This window comes from Ruoffia sp. FAM 26254 (assembly GCF_045528545.1).
Taxonomy (GTDB): domain Bacteria; phylum Bacillota; class Bacilli; order Lactobacillales; family Aerococcaceae; genus Ruoffia; species Ruoffia halotolerans.
On record NZ_JBGQQY010000001.1, the window covers coordinates 1 to 16,507 of the forward strand.

Annotated in this window: 20 protein-coding genes and 1 tRNA gene; 10 read left to right on the forward strand and 11 right to left on the reverse strand. The window is 36.0% G+C overall.

Annotated elements, in window-relative coordinates:
* Window positions 1–134: 134 nt before the first annotated feature.
* Complete coding sequence (locus ACEN3Z_RS00005) at window positions 135–680, reverse strand: GNAT family N-acetyltransferase (protein ID WP_407088998.1); 546 nt, start codon at window positions 678–680, stop codon at window positions 135–137.
* Window positions 681–857: 177 nt separating this feature from the next.
* On the opposite strand from ACEN3Z_RS00005, the gene ACEN3Z_RS00010 reads away from it, so the two are divergent.
* The 4 genes from ACEN3Z_RS00010 (at window position 858) to ACEN3Z_RS00025 (ending at window position 3,586) form a co-directional block, all read left to right on the forward strand.
* A complete protein-coding gene (locus ACEN3Z_RS00010) occupies window positions 858–1,538 on the forward strand; it encodes a DUF969 domain-containing protein (RefSeq protein WP_197104245.1) in 681 nt (226 codons plus the stop codon).
* Window positions 1,539–1,550: 12 nt separating this feature from the next.
* Window positions 1,551–2,477, forward strand: a complete 927-nt coding sequence (locus ACEN3Z_RS00015; protein WP_407088999.1) for a DUF979 domain-containing protein — start codon at window positions 1,551–1,553, stop codon at window positions 2,475–2,477.
* 16 nt (window positions 2,478–2,493) lie between these two features.
* Window positions 2,494–3,141 (forward strand): pyroglutamyl-peptidase I, encoded by a 648-nt coding sequence (gene pcp / locus ACEN3Z_RS00020; RefSeq protein WP_138404930.1) that lies wholly within the window; start codon window positions 2,494–2,496, stop codon window positions 3,139–3,141.
* Between the two features lie 64 nt (window positions 3,142–3,205).
* Window positions 3,206–3,586, forward strand: a complete 381-nt coding sequence (locus ACEN3Z_RS00025; RefSeq protein ID WP_138404929.1) for a PH domain-containing protein — start codon at window positions 3,206–3,208, stop codon at window positions 3,584–3,586.
* 91 nt (window positions 3,587–3,677) lie between these two features.
* On the opposite strand, the gene ACEN3Z_RS00030 is transcribed toward ACEN3Z_RS00025, so the two are convergent.
* From ACEN3Z_RS00030 to ACEN3Z_RS00045, 4 genes are all read right to left on the reverse strand, one after another.
* Complete coding sequence (locus ACEN3Z_RS00030) at window positions 3,678–4,622, reverse strand: magnesium transporter CorA family protein (RefSeq protein WP_138404928.1); 945 nt, start codon at window positions 4,620–4,622, stop codon at window positions 3,678–3,680.
* A gap of 21 nt (window positions 4,623–4,643) precedes the next feature.
* A complete protein-coding gene (locus tag ACEN3Z_RS00035; RefSeq protein ID WP_171031334.1) occupies window positions 4,644–4,817 on the reverse strand; it encodes a hypothetical protein in 174 nt (57 codons plus the stop codon).
* A gap of 196 nt (window positions 4,818–5,013) precedes the next feature.
* A complete protein-coding gene (locus ACEN3Z_RS00040) occupies window positions 5,014–5,412 on the reverse strand; it encodes a DUF624 domain-containing protein (protein ID WP_407089150.1) in 399 nt (132 codons plus the stop codon).
* 281 nt (window positions 5,413–5,693) lie between these two features.
* A complete protein-coding gene (locus ACEN3Z_RS00045; RefSeq protein WP_407089001.1) occupies window positions 5,694–6,653 on the reverse strand; it encodes a N(5)-(carboxyethyl)ornithine synthase in 960 nt (319 codons plus the stop codon).
* A 164-nt stretch (window positions 6,654–6,817) separates the two neighbouring features.
* On the opposite strand from ACEN3Z_RS00045, the gene ACEN3Z_RS00050 reads away from it, so the two are divergent.
* Window positions 6,818–6,903: transfer RNA gene (locus ACEN3Z_RS00050), tRNA-Leu, on the forward strand.
* Between the two features lie 113 nt (window positions 6,904–7,016).
* On the opposite strand, the gene ACEN3Z_RS00055 is transcribed toward ACEN3Z_RS00050, so the two are convergent.
* Window positions 7,017–7,418: an ABC transporter substrate-binding protein gene (locus tag ACEN3Z_RS00055; protein ID WP_407089003.1), complete on the reverse strand. Its 402-nt coding sequence runs from the start codon at window positions 7,416–7,418 to the stop codon at window positions 7,017–7,019.
* 187 nt (window positions 7,419–7,605) lie between these two features.
* Between ACEN3Z_RS00055 and ACEN3Z_RS00060 the strand changes: the two genes are divergently transcribed.
* From ACEN3Z_RS00060 to ACEN3Z_RS00075, 4 genes are all read left to right on the forward strand, one after another.
* On the forward strand, window positions 7,606–7,752 hold the full coding sequence (locus ACEN3Z_RS00060; protein WP_010051960.1) for a hypothetical protein: 147 nt from the start codon (window positions 7,606–7,608) through the stop codon (window positions 7,750–7,752).
* Between the two features lie 388 nt (window positions 7,753–8,140).
* Window positions 8,141–8,449, forward strand: coding sequence for a plasmid mobilization protein (locus ACEN3Z_RS00065; RefSeq protein WP_407089005.1), 309 nt, complete (start codon window positions 8,141–8,143; stop codon window positions 8,447–8,449).
* A gap of 102 nt (window positions 8,450–8,551) precedes the next feature.
* Window positions 8,552–9,109 carry a hypothetical protein gene (locus tag ACEN3Z_RS00070; protein WP_407089007.1) on the forward strand — a complete coding sequence of 186 codons (558 nt, stop codon included), beginning with the start codon at window positions 8,552–8,554 and terminating at the stop codon, window positions 9,107–9,109.
* A gap of 101 nt (window positions 9,110–9,210) precedes the next feature.
* The gene (locus ACEN3Z_RS00075; RefSeq protein ID WP_407089008.1) at window positions 9,211–9,663 is read left to right on the forward strand and encodes an HIT family protein; all 453 of its coding nucleotides are present in this window, start codon (window positions 9,211–9,213) and stop codon (window positions 9,661–9,663) included.
* Window positions 9,664–10,304: 641 nt separating this feature from the next.
* Here ACEN3Z_RS00075 and ACEN3Z_RS00080 read toward each other — a convergent pair.
* Together ACEN3Z_RS00080 and ACEN3Z_RS00085 are read right to left on the reverse strand one after the other, a co-directional pair.
* Window positions 10,305–11,057 carry an ABC transporter substrate-binding protein gene (locus ACEN3Z_RS00080; RefSeq protein ID WP_407089010.1) on the reverse strand — a complete coding sequence of 251 codons (753 nt, stop codon included), beginning with the start codon at window positions 11,055–11,057 and terminating at the stop codon, window positions 10,305–10,307.
* A 378-nt stretch (window positions 11,058–11,435) separates the two neighbouring features.
* Complete coding sequence (locus ACEN3Z_RS00085) at window positions 11,436–12,605, reverse strand: ABC transporter substrate-binding protein (protein WP_407089011.1); 1,170 nt, start codon at window positions 12,603–12,605, stop codon at window positions 11,436–11,438.
* Window positions 12,606–13,110: 505 nt separating this feature from the next.
* Here ACEN3Z_RS00085 and ACEN3Z_RS00090 point away from each other — a divergent pair.
* Window positions 13,111–13,956 carry a glycerophosphodiester phosphodiesterase family protein gene (locus ACEN3Z_RS00090; protein ID WP_138404924.1) on the forward strand — a complete coding sequence of 282 codons (846 nt, stop codon included), beginning with the start codon at window positions 13,111–13,113 and terminating at the stop codon, window positions 13,954–13,956.
* A gap of 44 nt (window positions 13,957–14,000) precedes the next feature.
* Here the strand turns inward: ACEN3Z_RS00090 and ACEN3Z_RS00095 are convergent, their stop codons facing one another.
* Genes ACEN3Z_RS00095 through ACEN3Z_RS00105 form a run of 3 tightly spaced genes read right to left on the reverse strand, consistent with a single transcriptional unit; the run spans window position 14,001 to window position 16,499 of the window.
* Entirely contained in the window at window positions 14,001–15,335 is a 1,335-nt protein-coding gene (locus ACEN3Z_RS00095; RefSeq protein ID WP_407089013.1) for an ABC transporter permease, read from the reverse strand.
* A 33-nt stretch (window positions 15,336–15,368) separates the two neighbouring features.
* Window positions 15,369–15,593, reverse strand: a complete 225-nt coding sequence (locus ACEN3Z_RS00100; RefSeq protein ID WP_407089014.1) for a hypothetical protein — start codon at window positions 15,591–15,593, stop codon at window positions 15,369–15,371.
* Window positions 15,594–15,596: 3 nt separating this feature from the next.
* The gene (locus ACEN3Z_RS00105) at window positions 15,597–16,499 is read right to left on the reverse strand and encodes an ATP-binding cassette domain-containing protein (RefSeq protein ID WP_407089015.1); all 903 of its coding nucleotides are present in this window, start codon (window positions 16,497–16,499) and stop codon (window positions 15,597–15,599) included.
* Window positions 16,500–16,507 lie beyond the last annotated feature (8 nt).

A 16,507-nucleotide genomic window follows, 5' to 3' on the forward strand; every position in this document is an offset into this window, starting at 1 on the left:
AGTATTTCTATTTTTGAACGTTCCTCTATGGTAAGATGTGTGTAGCTCATAACAGACCTCCGTGTTTATGTTTTTGTCGTTACTAACATTTTACACGAACCTGTTATGGGTTTCTTTATTTGTCGCACTTAATTTTACAATTCATCAATTAAATAAAGCTTGTCTTTAAATGAATCTCCATGAATTTGTTCATATAAAGTAAAATATTCTTCAAAAGTTATCTCCGAACTCGTACCTAGCAATTCAAATTCTACATCAAATAAATTCACAATCATATTTAATTGTTGGAAGCCATTCTTCTCGTAAAATTGCAGGCGTCGTAAGCGTTCCTCTATGATACCTTCATCCGTTTGAACAACTTCAATTTCTAAGCAAATATTCATGTCATGATATTTTTCTTTAAGAAGTGATAAAACTTTTGAACCATAACCTAGGCTGCGATATTCAGGAGAAATTGCAAAGTATTCAACAAAAATTAATTGAGAACTTTTTAAAGTTGAAATCATACCAATAAAGCGTTCGTCTTCAGTCATTGCGAAGACTTCAGCAAAACCAGTTTCTTGATGTGAGAATAAAGTTTCAAAAGGTTTGCGTTCATACGAAGGAAAGGCATTAATATATAAAGTTTCCAAATCATCTGTCAAAGGTGAGTGAATGGAATTGATACGTTGGATTTTCATGTTATAAACTCTTTTCTAATATACTTATTCTATTGTATCTTTAATTGAAAAGGATTTAAAGAGTCTACTTTTATTATATTTTCATAAAGATAATCAGCAAGGGGATCAAATTTGTTTCATGTATGGTAAAATAGGTGAACATTTTAATAAATTTAAATTGTTTAAGGAGGTATAGATATGGAATGGATTAAATTAATAGGTATTGTCATTATCATATTAGGTTTTATTCTAAAATTTGACACAATCGCAACTGTTGTTGTCGCAGGACTTGTTACTGCATTAGTATCAGGCATTTCATTCATAGAATTTTTAACGATACTCGGAGAGGCATTTACGAACCAGCGTTTTGTAACCTTGTTCTTCTTAACTTTACCGATGATCGGCTTGTCAGAGACGTTTGGTCTAAAAGAACAAGCGATTCGATTTATTGAAAAGATTAAAGGACTCTCAACAGGTGGCTTGTTTACAGTGTATCAAGCAATTCGTGAATTATCGGGATTTTTCTCAATTCGACTTGGTGGACATCCACAGTTTGTGCGTCCATTGATCTATCCAATGGCAGAAGCAGCAGCGGAGTCAGATACGGATGGTAAATTAGATGAAGACGACGTTGAGAAAATTAAAGCACGCGCATCTGCAGCGGATAACTATGGTAACTTCTTTGCGCAAAATACATTCGCAGGATCTGCCGGAATTCAATTAATCAGTGCAACATTGATTGACTTAGGTTTAAACGGTAACCAAAGCTCATTAGCCATTGCGTCAATCCCAATTGCAGTGATTGCATTAGTATTAGCTGCCATTTTCAACTGGCGTTTTGACCGTCAATTACGTAAAAAAGCGAAAGCTAAAAAGTAGGAGGAGAAATCAATGGAACAATTTGCAAGTACAGTTTTAGAAATTATGTATATCGTCATTGGTTTACAATTACTTTATACAGCTTACCGTGTATTCAACGATGAGACGAATCCTACACGTATCGGAACGACATTATTTTGGGCGACTCTAGGAGTCCTATTCGTTGGTGGTAGTTATATTCCCAATATCATTAATGGAGTATTAGTGTTGATCATTGGGGTAATTACTTTATTCAAACAAGTATCGATCGGAGAAATCAAAGCCACACCGGAAAAAGAAGTTAAAGAGAATGCTGACAATACAGGTAATGGTATCTTCTTACCCGTCATGACTTTAGCGATATCTTCATTATTGATTGCCCAAATTTTCCCAGCATTAAGTCAATCGGTCTTAGGTATTGGAGCTTTAATCGGGACGATAACACTATTATTCACTATTCGTCGTGGACCAAAAACATTGCTTCCAGAAAGTGATCGCATGATTCAACAGGTATCAACAACAGGTATTTTACCTCAATTGCTTGGTGCTTTAGGTACAGTATTTACTGCAGCAGGTGTTGGAGATGTTGTGTCTGGACTTGTTCAAGGAGTCATCCCAGCTGAAAGTCGATTCTGGGGAGTTTTAGTATATGTCTTAGGTATGGTGTTATTCACAATGGTTATGGGGAATGCCTTTGCGGCCTTTACCGTTATTACGTTAGGAATTGGTGTGCCATTCGTATTCTCACTTGGTGCGGATCCAATTATTGCAGGAGCTTTAGCAATGACTGCTGGTTTTTGTGGGACTTTAATGACCCCTATGGCTGGTAATTTTAACGCATTACCTGTAGCATTATTAGAGATGAAGAGTGAATTTGGAGTCATTAAAGACCAAGTTCCATTCGCGTTTAGTATGATTGTAGTGCATGTAATTTTAATGTACTACTTACCATTTATCTAACAGGAGGAGTTTTTATATGAAAATTTTAGTAACAGGATTCGATCCATTTGGTGGCGAAGCAATGAACCCTGCCATTGAAGCAGTAAAATTATTACCAGATACAATTAAAGGTGCAGAGATTGAAAAATTGGAAATCCCAACAGTTTTCCACAAATCTGCAGATGTTGTCCGTGAGAAAATGAATGAATTCAAACCTGATGTTGTTTTAAATATCGGTCAAGCGGGCGGACGTATGGGCTTAACACCAGAACGTGTCGCAATCAATCAAGATGATGCCCGTATTCCTGATAATGAAGGAAACCAACCGATTGATTTAGCTATTCAAGAAGACGGCCAACCAGCTTACTTCTCAAAATTACCAATTAAAGCAATGGTAGAAGCGATGAAAAATGTAGGCATTCCTGCCTCAGTATCAAACACAGCTGGAACTTTTGTATGTAATCACATAATGTACCAAACACTTTACTTAGTTGATAAAGAGTTCCCAGAAGTAAAAGCAGGATTTATGCATATTCCATTCATGACTGAACAAGTATTAGATAAACCAAATCAACCCGCAATGTCATTAACTGATATGGCTCGTGGAATTGAAGCAGCGATCAAAGCAATTGTTGAATACAATGATAAAGACGATATTCAAGTGATCGGTGGAGCGACGCATTAATTTTTAACTCGGTAAGGCAATCTGATATACTTAGATTAACAAACTTACGAAAAGAGGAATGGACATGTCAATATTTGATCGATTAACAGGAAAAGCAGGTAAAGTCGATAACGCGAGTGCTATGAATGTGATTCAAGATATTTTAACGTCAACAGAAGAAGTTGTTTCAACATACAAATTGATTCGTGACTTTATTGTGTTCACTAACAAACGTCTTATCTTAATTGACATCCAAGGAGTCGGAAGCAAGCGTGACATCCAAAGTGTTCCGTATAAATCAATTAGTCGTTTCTCAATCGAAACGGCAGGGACAACTGATTTAGATGCTGAAATTGATATCTTCATCTCGAGCGCTACGGAACCGATTATTCGCTTAGAATTAGGTCGTAATCGTGACAATTTAAATGAAATAGCCCGTACCTTAGCTGAAGAAATATTAGGTTAGACAAACAAAAGGACTCATTTACCTGGTTAAACGGGTAAATGAGTCCTTTTAATATAATTTAATCACTTTAATCACCGTGACCGCTTTACTTCTACAGCCATTTATTCCGTTTAAACAGCCAGTAACCAATTAACACTAAAATTAGAGTAGTAATACCAATGATAATCATTGAAGATGCAGCCTCTTCACCTGGCACAGGAACGTTCATTCCCCAAGCGCTGGTTATAATGGTTGGAATTGTTAAAATAATGGACCATACAGTTAATACGCGCATAACTTGGTTCATATTATTATTGACCACATTCGATAAGATATCGCTCACTTTTTCATTGAGTTGCTTCAATTCATGCACCATGCCACTCGCTTGATGCAATTCAACATTAACATCACGCAGATGCTGCAAGTCATTATCCTCAATATCTAACTGGTTAAACTGTTCTTTTAGATGTTCTAGTACATCCCGATCATTATTAATGGCTGAATTAAAGAAGACGAGCGCTTTATTTAATTTCATTTGCGTGTAAAAGATTTCATTTTTTGTAGACTCTGTGACATCTGATTCTAAATCCCGAATTTCTCGGTCGATTTCCTCTAAAAGAATAATGAATAATCGGGCGATAAACCATAGTATATTCAATACTAGGCCCAACTCATCTAAGCCGTTAAAAGAATTCAATCTCATTTCTGTAATGTGATTGAGAGTTTTTAAGGAATCGATACTAGTGACAATGACTAAACCAGGTTTAAATACAATGGCGATAGGGGCAGTACGATACACGTCACGGAAGTCTTGTGTTCGCTCTTTAAAGGGGTAGTTAAAGAGTACCAAGGTGTATAAATCTCCATCATCGCCTTTATACGACTCCCACCGGGCAACTTCGTAAGAATCTAGACCACTCGTTATAAAATCCTCAGGAATATCAAATTGATCAAGCATCTGTTGAATTTCCTGTTCATTCGCTTGCCATAAATGATAGAAATCATACGATTTATCTTCTTGATTCTTCCCATAAGCCATTGTGTAATGTTCTAGCATGTCGCTCCTCCTTAAGTTAAATTATTCCACCAAATGACCAACAACATTCCGACGTGGTTCTGAACCCCAAAATGTCCAGAAATCTAATCCAACCACTTCCCCATTTTCTTGAGTCGAAACGGGAGCGCTTTTATTTATACTAATAAATGAAAAAGCCATTACAAAGGTGATTAATAAATTAATAATTTTTTTCATTGTAAATCCTCTTTAAAATTTATGAAACGGTGACAAACATAATTTACGATATAAATCGGTGCGCTGAACATTAATAACAAACCTAGACCAGGCTGGAAAAATGCGGTCACTATTATAATCAAATGCGCTAGTATTATCAGTAATGACATAACAGGATTTTTAATCGTTAGTAAAAATCCAATTATTATAGATTTCTTCAATGTAACTGAATGATTTGCAAAAATATAAAGTGAAAAATACAGTAAATTATGAGACTAAGAAAAATTAAAGCATATTTAAATGCGATAACGAGCGGACTCTGAGTTGTAACTGAACTAAGAATGAGTAAATCTAATCCAATGATTAAAATAAAAGGGAGAGATATCAAACCAAATTTAAGGCTTTTTCTCCACAGTTGTTTAAATGCGCTTTTAAATCGAAAAAATAACGATGAATTCGTTAATTCATCATTGGAAAAATAGCCATCGATCACATGAACTAAAGCGAAAAGGCTAGGGAATAGAGTTATCAAAGGTAAACTGAATAAAATAAATAGTAAATTTACGTAAACTAGAAAAGGTAAAAAATGTAAAAAATTAATAAGGTTATTTTTAATTAGACCTACCCCTTTCGAAGATTAGATTTCCAAAAATGTATACCTATTAAAAGATAAGCATCACTATTGGAACATAGCGTAAAGCGAATACAATTAGAATAAGAATCACTCAAACGAATACTTTAATGTATTAGAATTACTTTAATATTATTAAATCACCCTTATGATAATTAGTCAAACTATACAATGTTAATTATATCAATATAATAATATGAATGATTATTAATTGATAACAAAAAAACTGAATAACTTATCGTTACTCAGTTTAAGGTACCTATACTTTATTTAATGTTATAACCATGTTCTTTTGCTAGATCAATGTATTCTTGTAAGTCGCGTTTAAATACCCAATTTGTGAATGATTCAGAAAGTACTTCACTTGCTGTACGGTATACTAATGAAGGGATGTTACGAATACAGTAGACAAAGATATCGTCCACTTTAAGTAATGGTTCATCATAAGTTGTCTCAGAACTGAATTCAACGGCTTCACCAGGTTGAGCGGCTAAATCAACAACAAGCGTTCCTTTTTTCATGTTTTTAACATGGTCATAAGTTAACATATGATTTGTTGGATCAGTTACCGCAATTGCGTTAATAATCACATCGTATTCACTATAAGTTTTATAAAATTCATCTAAATTACTATGGTAGAACATACGAATATTATCAATAGCACCAAGTTTAGATGCAGCATTCATTGCACCTTGAGATACATTTCCCGAACCAAGAATCGCGATATTCGTTGTCGAATTGAACAGTTTACCGTAACTTAACATTGAATGAATGGTACCTACATAACCTGCGGTAACGCTGTTTTTGTAAGTAAAGTTACTTCGGATAAATGGAATAGGTTCAATCTTATCTTCAAAAGCAATGGTTGGTTGTGTGTTATCAATGTTTAAGATGATTAAATGTTTATCAGTTGCGACCCCTTCCATGAATGCTTTACCTTTGGCTTGTGGGTGGATCCAGCCAATGATAATTTGGTTATCTTGTAATAAATCATATTCCTCTTCCGGTATACCTTTCATCGAGTAAAGAGCATCTGCTTGCTCATAGACCTCTTTACGTGAAAGTATTGTACAGCCTTTATCTTCATATTCTTTATCAGTAATTTCTAAACTTTCACCAAAGCCAGCTTCGATTAATATATCATTTTCTAAGCCTTCGATGTGTTCTGGTAGTAGAGTAAGTCTCTTTTCTCCAGCATTACTGGGTTTTAAAATCCCTAATTTCATATAATACCTCCTATGTCCTTGTTACATTCTATTATAACCTTTACTAGTAAATATTTCAGTGAATTAAATAATTATAATAAAATTATGAAGATAGTATTGACATATAATATAATTAGATGGTATACTTCTGTTTGTCGTTGTCACGACCAACCACTTTTTTTATTGCCGGGGTGGCGGAACTGGCAGACGCACAGGACTTAAAATCCTGCGGTGGGTGACTACCGTGCCGGTTCGATTCCGGCCCTCGGCATAATAAGATATCGGTTTTTAATAATCTTTACTCTAGTAAAGAGTGAGGATTATTTTTTTGGTTCGTTAAAAAAACGGAACTTACAATAAAGCAAGCTCCGTTTGTATGTTATGTTAGTTACCATCCACTACATATTCCTCAGTCACTTCTCCGTTTACTAAATGTAACATAGGAGCGGAGTTTACGGCATTATGAAGGTCATCGTATTGGAATGATCCAGTCACGCCTTCGAATTGAATATTTTCCATAGCGTCACGGATCGCTGTTGGATCATCTGACCCTGCTTCTTCGATTGCTTGGAAGATTAAGTGAGCGCCATCGTAACTTAAAGCGTCGAATGTATCGGGTGCATGACCGAAGCGTTCTTCGAATTTCGCAACGTATTCTTGGGCACCAGGATTGTCACTACCTGTATGGAAGTGCGATGTAAAGTAAAGATCAGTAGCGTTTTGAGCGCCAGCAATTTCAGTTAAAGTATCACTTGCGAAGCCATGTCCACTTAGAATTGGTTGCATTAGACCCATTTCACGTGCTTGGCGAACGATGATTTAGATTATCTGTGTGACAAAATTCGAAACCGATACGGATTCAAAGCCTTGGTGCATGCTAATTCGTTATTGCCAGGGGCGACTGCAATCAGCCGCAGCAGCCTTGTCGGAGGACATGCAGGTGGTATGTCTGGACTTGAAGGTGCTGAAAGTCATGGTAAAGCGTACTAAGAAAACATTTACGGACTATAATCAATACAGAGACCGGCCATTCGGATTGAAGTGGGCAACGGCTTACGCCATGGATGGTGTGACACGTTTCCTTACAAGTGCTTTAACACGAAATAGGAATGCTATCTAAAATAAGATAGCAATAACTGATTATTTGACAGTTGGAATGAAAGCCGTCATGTTGGCTGAAACAGCTGGTCTGATACTCCTGCATGCGATTAAACAATGCAGAGTTTAATCGTTTGATAGCCAGGTGAAGTCGAGGAATTGTGTTTTACAGTTGAAAGTTTGTACGGAGATGTTGAAAATTATCCTAGCTATTTCTAAAAAATTGGGATTGGGGCAACGCCCCAAAAATAAAAAGAATCGTCTGAGACGAGGTACAAACTAAAATGTAAATTTTAGGTGTGACCGAGTGGAAGATGATTACTTTTTACTGCATGTGTGTACACACATGCGAAGTTCACCACAATACTTTATAATAGAATTACTATTCTTAGATTTGCGGAGGTTTTGATATGGATAAAAAAGCAAACAGACAACGGAACATTCAAAAAAAGTTTTTTGTTTCTGAATTAGAAAATAAAATTATTGAGAAAAATATGAGGGAAGCAAACCTACAAAATTTTTCTACTTACGCACGAAAATCTTGCTTAGATCCCGACTTCCGGGAAGGGCGACCAAAAAAATTCAATCAGCAACAAATCAATCTGGCCATGAATCTATTGGAAAGGCATTCCTATAAAGAGGTAGAGAAAATGACTGGCATCAGTAAAAGCACCTTGACGCGCAATAAGAGAAAACTGCAACTAAGTACTGATCTATAGAGTCTATTCTAATAAAGAGATTTATAATCTGTAAGCTTTGAAATAAACCTAATAAAAAAACTAAACTTCAAAGAACTTATTTTAATAGAGGAGACTGTTGCAATGGAAAATATAACTCAATTACTTCAACCTTACATTTCGCTAGCAGAACTTATTCAGATTTTGGTTTCATGTATTAGTTTAGCCATAGCTCTAAGTTCACTATATCAATCTAAAAAATCTATTCAGCTGACTGAAAAGTCAATATTAAGTGCCAACAGACCTTACGTTATGTTTTATATAGAAACTTTAGATACTGTTTATTTTGAAAAGTATATTGTCATTAAGAATTTTGGGAAAAGTGCTGCAAAAATTTTAGATTTAACCTTTATTTCCAAATTAGATGAAAATAATGACCTTAATCGGTTAGGGTCACTAGTTGGTGGAATAATTGCTCCAAATCAAAAATTCACTACAAGCATGGATACTACTTTTAATGAAACGATTACAGGTAAAATAAAATACCAAGATCTTGACGGGGCTATCTACGAGGAAGAATTTAAAATCAAAACAGATATGTCATCAAATCTGTTATGGCAAAAAATAAAAGACCAAGGAGATAGTGCTGAAGCGACAGCAATAAAACAAGCTTCTCAAAATATTGTTAAAGCATTCAAATAACGTTGCTTGATAAAATAAATTCCAAAAAAACGAGAAGAAGATTCCAGAAATACTGAAGAATTAAAAAGAAAAATTATCTAAGTCAAAAAGGAGTGATTTACATGGAATGGTACGAGAATCGAGTTTTATCTGCAATAAATGGGACTAATCCAATGCTGATAAAAGAATTAAAAGGTGGCTATGCTGTTTTTGGAGATGTTCAATTTTTGCCTGGCTACTGTGTGCTATTACCCAAAAAGGAAGTTAACTCTTTGAATGTCTTAACATTAGAGGAACGTGAACAGTTTCTTTCCGACATGAGTATTCTAGGTGATGCTATTATTCATAGTTGTACACCTATTAGAGTTAATTATGACATTTTAGGAAATACTGATAATTTTCTGCATGCCCATGTTTTTCCACGTTATGAATGGGAAAGTGAAGAACGGAAAAAAATGCCTGTATGGCTATACGATAGTTCCAACTGGCACAATAAAGAAACCTCTTATAACCCTATAAAGCATGATGAAATACGTAATAGCATTCTGGAATATTTGAACAAGAATTATGAATAAGAGTTACTTAGTCGTGGCATTAAACATAAGAGACCATCTTCTGTATAGTGTTTAACCTTCACTCACGGATTATGTAAGCCCGCATTCAAAAAGTGCATATAAAAATGATCTGTCGTTTTTTTCAGTGTATCATATCTTTATCGTACTTGATTAATTGGACATAGAATTTATTACGGGTTTATGGACACGTATTTCAGATCATTTAGAGAAAAATCATACCAAAATAGCAGTGTCCAGAAATGAACCATTTTCTGGACTGGTATTGGTGAAGGGCTTTCTGTAAAAAGTGATGACGACTCTCAAGGCAGTAAAGGTATCGGAAAAGCTGCACTATTTGTAAATTCTATTTTTCGAACTATTTTTTATAATTCAAAATCAATTGATTTTGGAGAAAATTCAGTAGGTATTATGCACTTTCTATCTTTTCCTTTTGAAGAAAATGACGAAAGTGATATTACTGAACCTGAAGGGAAATTTGTTGAATCAAAATGTAATCGCATACCTAATCAAACAGTATTTGGTGGTTATGAACGTGTTGATTATGGAACAGATTTATTCATTATGGGATTTGATGAAGATGACGGAAATTGGAAAAATCATCTGATTCTATCGATTGTATATAACTTTTTTATTTCCATTTATCAAGAAAAGTTAACTATTCCAGCTTCACTGAAGAAGGCGGGGACATATAAGACATCGAAATCAAGGGTAGCAATTGAAGTGAGTAAGCCCATAAAGTCTTGCTCGCCATCATTATAGAACACTTCATCAACAACTGTTCCGCCTAAATTTTCAAATTCTGCTTTGAAAGGCTCAGCTAAACCAACCGAATAGTCTTTTGATTGGTCAGTAATAACCACTGCATTGGTTGCGCCTAATTCGTCCATCGCAAACCTTGCAGCTGCGTTTCCTTGGAATGTATAAGTAAAGGCTAAACGGAAGATATTACTGATAACTTCACCGTTCTCATCTAAAGCTAAATTGTCTGCTGTTCCTACGGGATACATAGTTGGTAACTGACTTTCAACCGCAGTTGGACGGGATGCGTAAACTAGGTCAGACGTTGCAGGACCAAAAACTACAGATACACCTTCACTAGCTAAACGAGTCGCAATCGAAGTTGCTTCTGCTTTATTCGATGTGTTATCGTATTCTACGATTTCGACCATTCGACCACCTAAGAGACCGCCCGCTTCATTAACTTCCTCGGCAGCTAATGTTAGATTATCCATCATTGGTACAGCGTATGCTGATCCGACACCAGACAGTTCCAAGTTTGCTCCAATGCGAATTGGTTCTTGATCCTGTGCCTGTGCAGTAGTCATATCAGGTGTTAAACTTGTCCCTAAAGTAAGCATTGAAAGTAACGTTAATCCTAGTTTTCTTAATTTCATAATAATAATCCCCTTTTATAATATTCAATAGAAAAAATAAAAAGCCCTAATCTATCTTTCGGATAGAATAGGACTTTTAAAAAAGATTTTCCTATTCTGTGTTCAAACATGAATAGGACTGAGCAGTTATTCGATTTTTTCGAATAAGCTAAGTCCTGAGGCCGTTAATAATAATAATAATGGCGTTATTTAATTTCATGTTTGATAACAGAAGCATTGGAGTTTCCCCTTAAATTTTAATGATTTCTAATGTAATTCAAAAATATCACATGGAATTTAAATGTGCAAGCATTATTAATGGATTTTATTCGTGCTATAGTTTTATGACAATAAAAAACGGAACTCACTAGAAGTAAGCTCCGTTTATCTGTCTATTTATTAGTTCCCATCAACTTCAAATACTTCAGCTACTTCTCCATCGATATAATGTAACATTGGGGCAGTTTCTACGGCATTATGGTATTCATCATATTGGAATGCACCAGTGATTCCTTCAAACTGAATATTTTCCATTGATTCGCGAATTGCTTCAGGGTTATCTGTTCCGGCTTCTTCAATAGCTTGGAAGATTAAGTGGGCAGCGTCATAACTTAAAGCATCAAATGTGTCAGGTGATTCACCGTAACGTTCTTCGAATTTCGCAACATATTCTTGAGCGCCTGGGTTTTCACTACCAGTATGGAAGTGAGAGGTAATATATAAGTCTGTTGCATTTTGTGGGCCAGCAATTTCTAATAATGTATCACTTGCGAAGCCATGTCCACTTAGAATTGGTTGCATTAGACCCATTTCACGCGCTTGTCGAACAATGATTCCACCTTCACTAAAGAAACCAGGTATATATAAAATATCAAAATCAAGGACAGCCAATGAAGTCAATAGACCCATAAAGTCTTGCTCGCCAGCGTTGTAGAAGAGTTCTTCAGTAATTGTCCCACTTAAAGCTTCGAATTCTGCTTTAAAAGGATCGGCTAGACCAACCGAATAATCATTGGATTGGTCAGTAATAACTGCTGCGTTTGTTGCACCTAATTCGTCCATAGCATATCTAGCAGCAGCTTTACCTTGGAAAGAATACGTAAAAGCTAAACGGAAGATATTGCTTATTACATCACCATTCTCATCGATTGTTAGATCATCAGACGTTCCAACTGGATACATTGTCGGTAACTGACTTTGAATGGCAGAAGGGCGTGATGCATAAATCATATCTGATGTTGCTGGGCCAAGAACTGCTGCTACATCTTCACCGGCTAGGCGAGTCGCAATGGATGTTGCTTCAGTTTTGTTCGAAGTATTGTCATAGTCAATAATTTCGATCATGCGGCCACCTAATAAACCGCCCGCTTCATTGATTTCTTCAGCAGCTAATGTCAGATTATCGATGATAGGTACACCGTAAGCTGATCCGTATCCAGAGAGTTCTAAATTCGCACCAATGCGAATTGGTTCCTCTTCTTGTGCGTTTGCAGTGGACATAGCAGGCGTTAAGCTAGCCCCTAAAGTAAGCATTGATAGTAATGTTAGTCCCATTTTTCTTAGTTTCATAATAATAATCCCCTTTTTTAAGTTTTAATAGAAAAATAAAAGCCCTATTCTATCTTGCGGATAGAATAGGGCTTTTAAAAAGAAAATCCTATTCTGTCAACAAACACGAATAGGACTTGGCATATATTCGAATTTTTATCGAATAAGCTAAGTCCTGACAGCGTCGACGACGACGTTGTTTAATTTTGTATTTGTTAACAGAATCATTTAGTTTTCTCCTTGAATTTTAATTTTTCTAATGTGATACAAAGATAACACACGGAATTAAAATGTGCAAGCGTTATTAAATACTAGTTAATGAATATTATTAATATCATTAAGGAAAACATAGAAAAGGCATATCAATACCCTCAAGACGGTGTTATAATGACAAATGTAGGTAATCGATTACAATATGAGTATATTCGCAATGTATACCTTTTACAAACTGACAGGTATTTTTAGCCTTAATCGAAAATATAATTAAAAAAATAGTTAATAGAAAAATTAAAAGAAAGAGAATAAAATGAGTGAAAATATTATTAAACAAACCAAAGATGATAAAAAGTTCTTAATTATGGCCCACCGCGGATTCTGGGGTGGGAATGTAATTCAAAATACCCGTCAAGCTGCAATTACCGCTAAAAAAGCGGGAGCAGATATTATAGAGGTCGACGTATGTCGCTCAGCTGACGGCGTGTATTATTTATTTCATAAATTAGTCGTAAGAATGTTACTAGATGTTGATAAAGAGTTTGAAGAGATGACCTCTGAAGAGATTGATTCTTTAGTGTTACTCAATTCGAATGGACAAAAATCTGGCTACCGAGTAGAAAAGTTAGAAGACTTTCTAGATTGGCTTCCAATAAACTATATTGTAAATATAGATCGAACGTCAGATTACTGGGATGATGAAGCTCTTTTTGACATATTAATCAAATCAGGTAAGAAAGAATTATTATTCCTAAAAGCACCAGCTGAACCAAAGTCATTAGAGTTGTTAAACGAAGCGAATGTGAATATACCAATCGTTGCGATTGCCTACGAACAAGCTGACTTTGAACGAGTAAAGACTTATGAAAATATTCGATTAATTGGTGTTGATTTAAGAATTGATGATTTAAATCATCATTCATTGCTAGAAAGTAATTGGTTAAATAAACTGATTCACCAAGATATGATGATTATTGCCAATTCTGAACACCTTGGTAGAGAGTATAAACTATTCGATGTGCTGGACGATACAGCCGCAATTCTTTGTAGTGAAACTTATGTCTGGAGTATTATGAGAAAATACGGAGTCAACGTCATCAAGACCGATTGGCCTAATTTCGTGAATGATTACCGTAACCGTATTAGAGAAAGAAACTAGAAAAACCGCTAAAGTTGAAAAATGCTTTAGCGGTTTTTTTACTATTAATTTTTCAAATCACGGCGGTTATATCCAATGAAACCAAGCGCCGATAGTACAATAGCTACAACGATTATGACAAGTAGAGGGAACCCATCGAATTCCACTGGCGTATGGTAAAAGACAGATAAGTTATTTAACCATTCTGGAAATTCCATAAGTTCACCTAAATAACTCACGATGAAAGAGAATGTTAAGTAAAGCCAAATTAATTGCATGACTTTAGGAATAAAGCCGAGTATGAACGTTGCCAAGCTTAAAAGGAACCATATGCTAGGAACATATAACAAGGCCATTTCAACAAAAGTTACTAGAGATAAAGGTTCGTCCATCACAAGGCTGGCAGGGTAGTAAATACCTATCGCCATTAAAAGTTGCATAATTGCAATAAATACTAAACCGATACAATAATAGGTCAGTAACAACTTCGTGCGTGAAACAGAACGACTGTATATATTTTCCAATCGCCCAATATCTTCCTCATGCTTCAGGCTCGTGATCATCGTAACAGCCGGGATGCCAGTAAATAGCGACATAATCGCGAACAATAATCGTGTAAATTCTTCAGTTAAAGTAGCAGTGTCTAAATTTGGTAGAAAAGCTTGCAAAATATCCATGTCAGCAAAGTACGTTTCAAGATCACCTAAGATCGCTCCAAAAGCTGCTGCTATAAGGAAAATTCCTAAAGCCCATGAAATGAGTTTAACCTTTTCTTGACTCCAAACAAAACCTGGTAAAGTTTTTAAGAACCAAGAAGCATTTTTTCTACCTGGACGTTGCGGTAGTAATCCTTGAAAAATATCGCGACGACGATTTAATATAAAGCCAACGCCAATTAGAATTACTGATCCAACCGCTAATCCAATGATTGGCCACCATTCATTCGTCGCAAACACTTCAGTACGCACAGTCCAACCTAATGGTGAGAAAAGTGACAGAGTTTCATTACTAACGTCACCAACTGCACGAATAAGATATGAAAGAATGAGTACAGTGAAAGCAATCCCGCGAGTTCCACGTGTTGTCTCACTTAATTGAGCAGCGACCATGGTAGCTCCTGAAAAGAATAACCCAGTGGACCCAAGAACAGCTCCATACAATAATGAAGCCTCCCAAGTAAAATCTGCATTATCCATAACACCTAAACCGACCGCAATCACTATTGTTATGACTCCATTGAGTATAAGCATTAATAAAGTCGAAGCGGTAGTATAGGATAATTTTCCAACAGGTAATGATTGAACGAGCTCTAACCGTCCTTCTTCTTCATCCAACCGCGTTGTTGTGCTTACTAATAAAATGTTCATAACAGCCATGCCAATCGCTGTAAATAACAACATCTCTCCAGCAAAAGCAATCGCAGCCGTATAATCCTATGGTGACTGTGCAGGACCTAGCATTGCTGTCATGGCTGGGTTTTGCATTGTAATACCTAGGCCAACTAAGTCGCTTTGATTTTCATAAATCATCGGATAAACGTAAGCCACACTTATAGTTAGTCCAACGATCCCAACCAGCCAAAGAAATATATTTAGCCGATGCTGTCGAAATAATAAACTAAAAATCCGGCCAGTCTCTTTAAAAAGCTGTGTGAGCATAAATTACTGACCTCCTTGCGGATTCTCATAATGATGTAGGAATAAATCTTCTAAAGTTGGCGGTTGGCTTTCTAACTTAACTAAATTAAAGTCTGAAAGATGTTGCATAATTGCTTTAAGTCTCTGACTTTCAATCTGCATTTGATAATGATTATCGTCCATCTCCACCAAATCATGGATACCTTCTAATTGAGCCAAACCAGGCACTGGCATTTCAGTTTGAATCGTTAATTTACTTCGAGTTAAATGACGCAACTCATCGAGTGTGCCTGACTCGATAATTTGGCCCTTACGAATAATCGACACACTATCACACAGACGTTCCACTTCGGATAAGATATGACTCGATAGGAGCACACTTTTTCCATTTTCCTTTGCTTCAAAGACGAGCTCTTGGAAAAGCCGTTCCATTAATGGATCCAATCCAGAAGTAGGCTCATCTAAGATATAAAAATCCACATCTGCTGCAAAAGCGGCGATTAAAACAACTTTCTGACGGTTTCCTTTTGAATAAGTTCGACTCTTCTTAGTCGGGTCAAGTTCAAAACGCTGAATTAAATCATCCAGACGAGTTTGGTTCACTGGACCTCCATGCATCTTCAGTAACAGATCAATAGTTTGACCCCCAGTGAGGTTTGGCCAAAGATTTGCGTCACCTGGAACATAGGCAATGCGTCTATGAATATCAACGGATTGTTTCCACGCATCTTGGTCAAATACTTTAACGTGCCCCGAATCTGCTTTTAACATACCTAGCAGAACTCGAATTGTCGTTGATTTACCAGCACCATTTGGCCCAATAAAGCCATGGACTTCACCTTTGTTAACATTTAAATTGACTTTATCTAAGGCTGTGAAATTTCCAAAGCTCTTCGTTAAATTTTTTACTTCAATGACTTTTGACATGTTGTCCT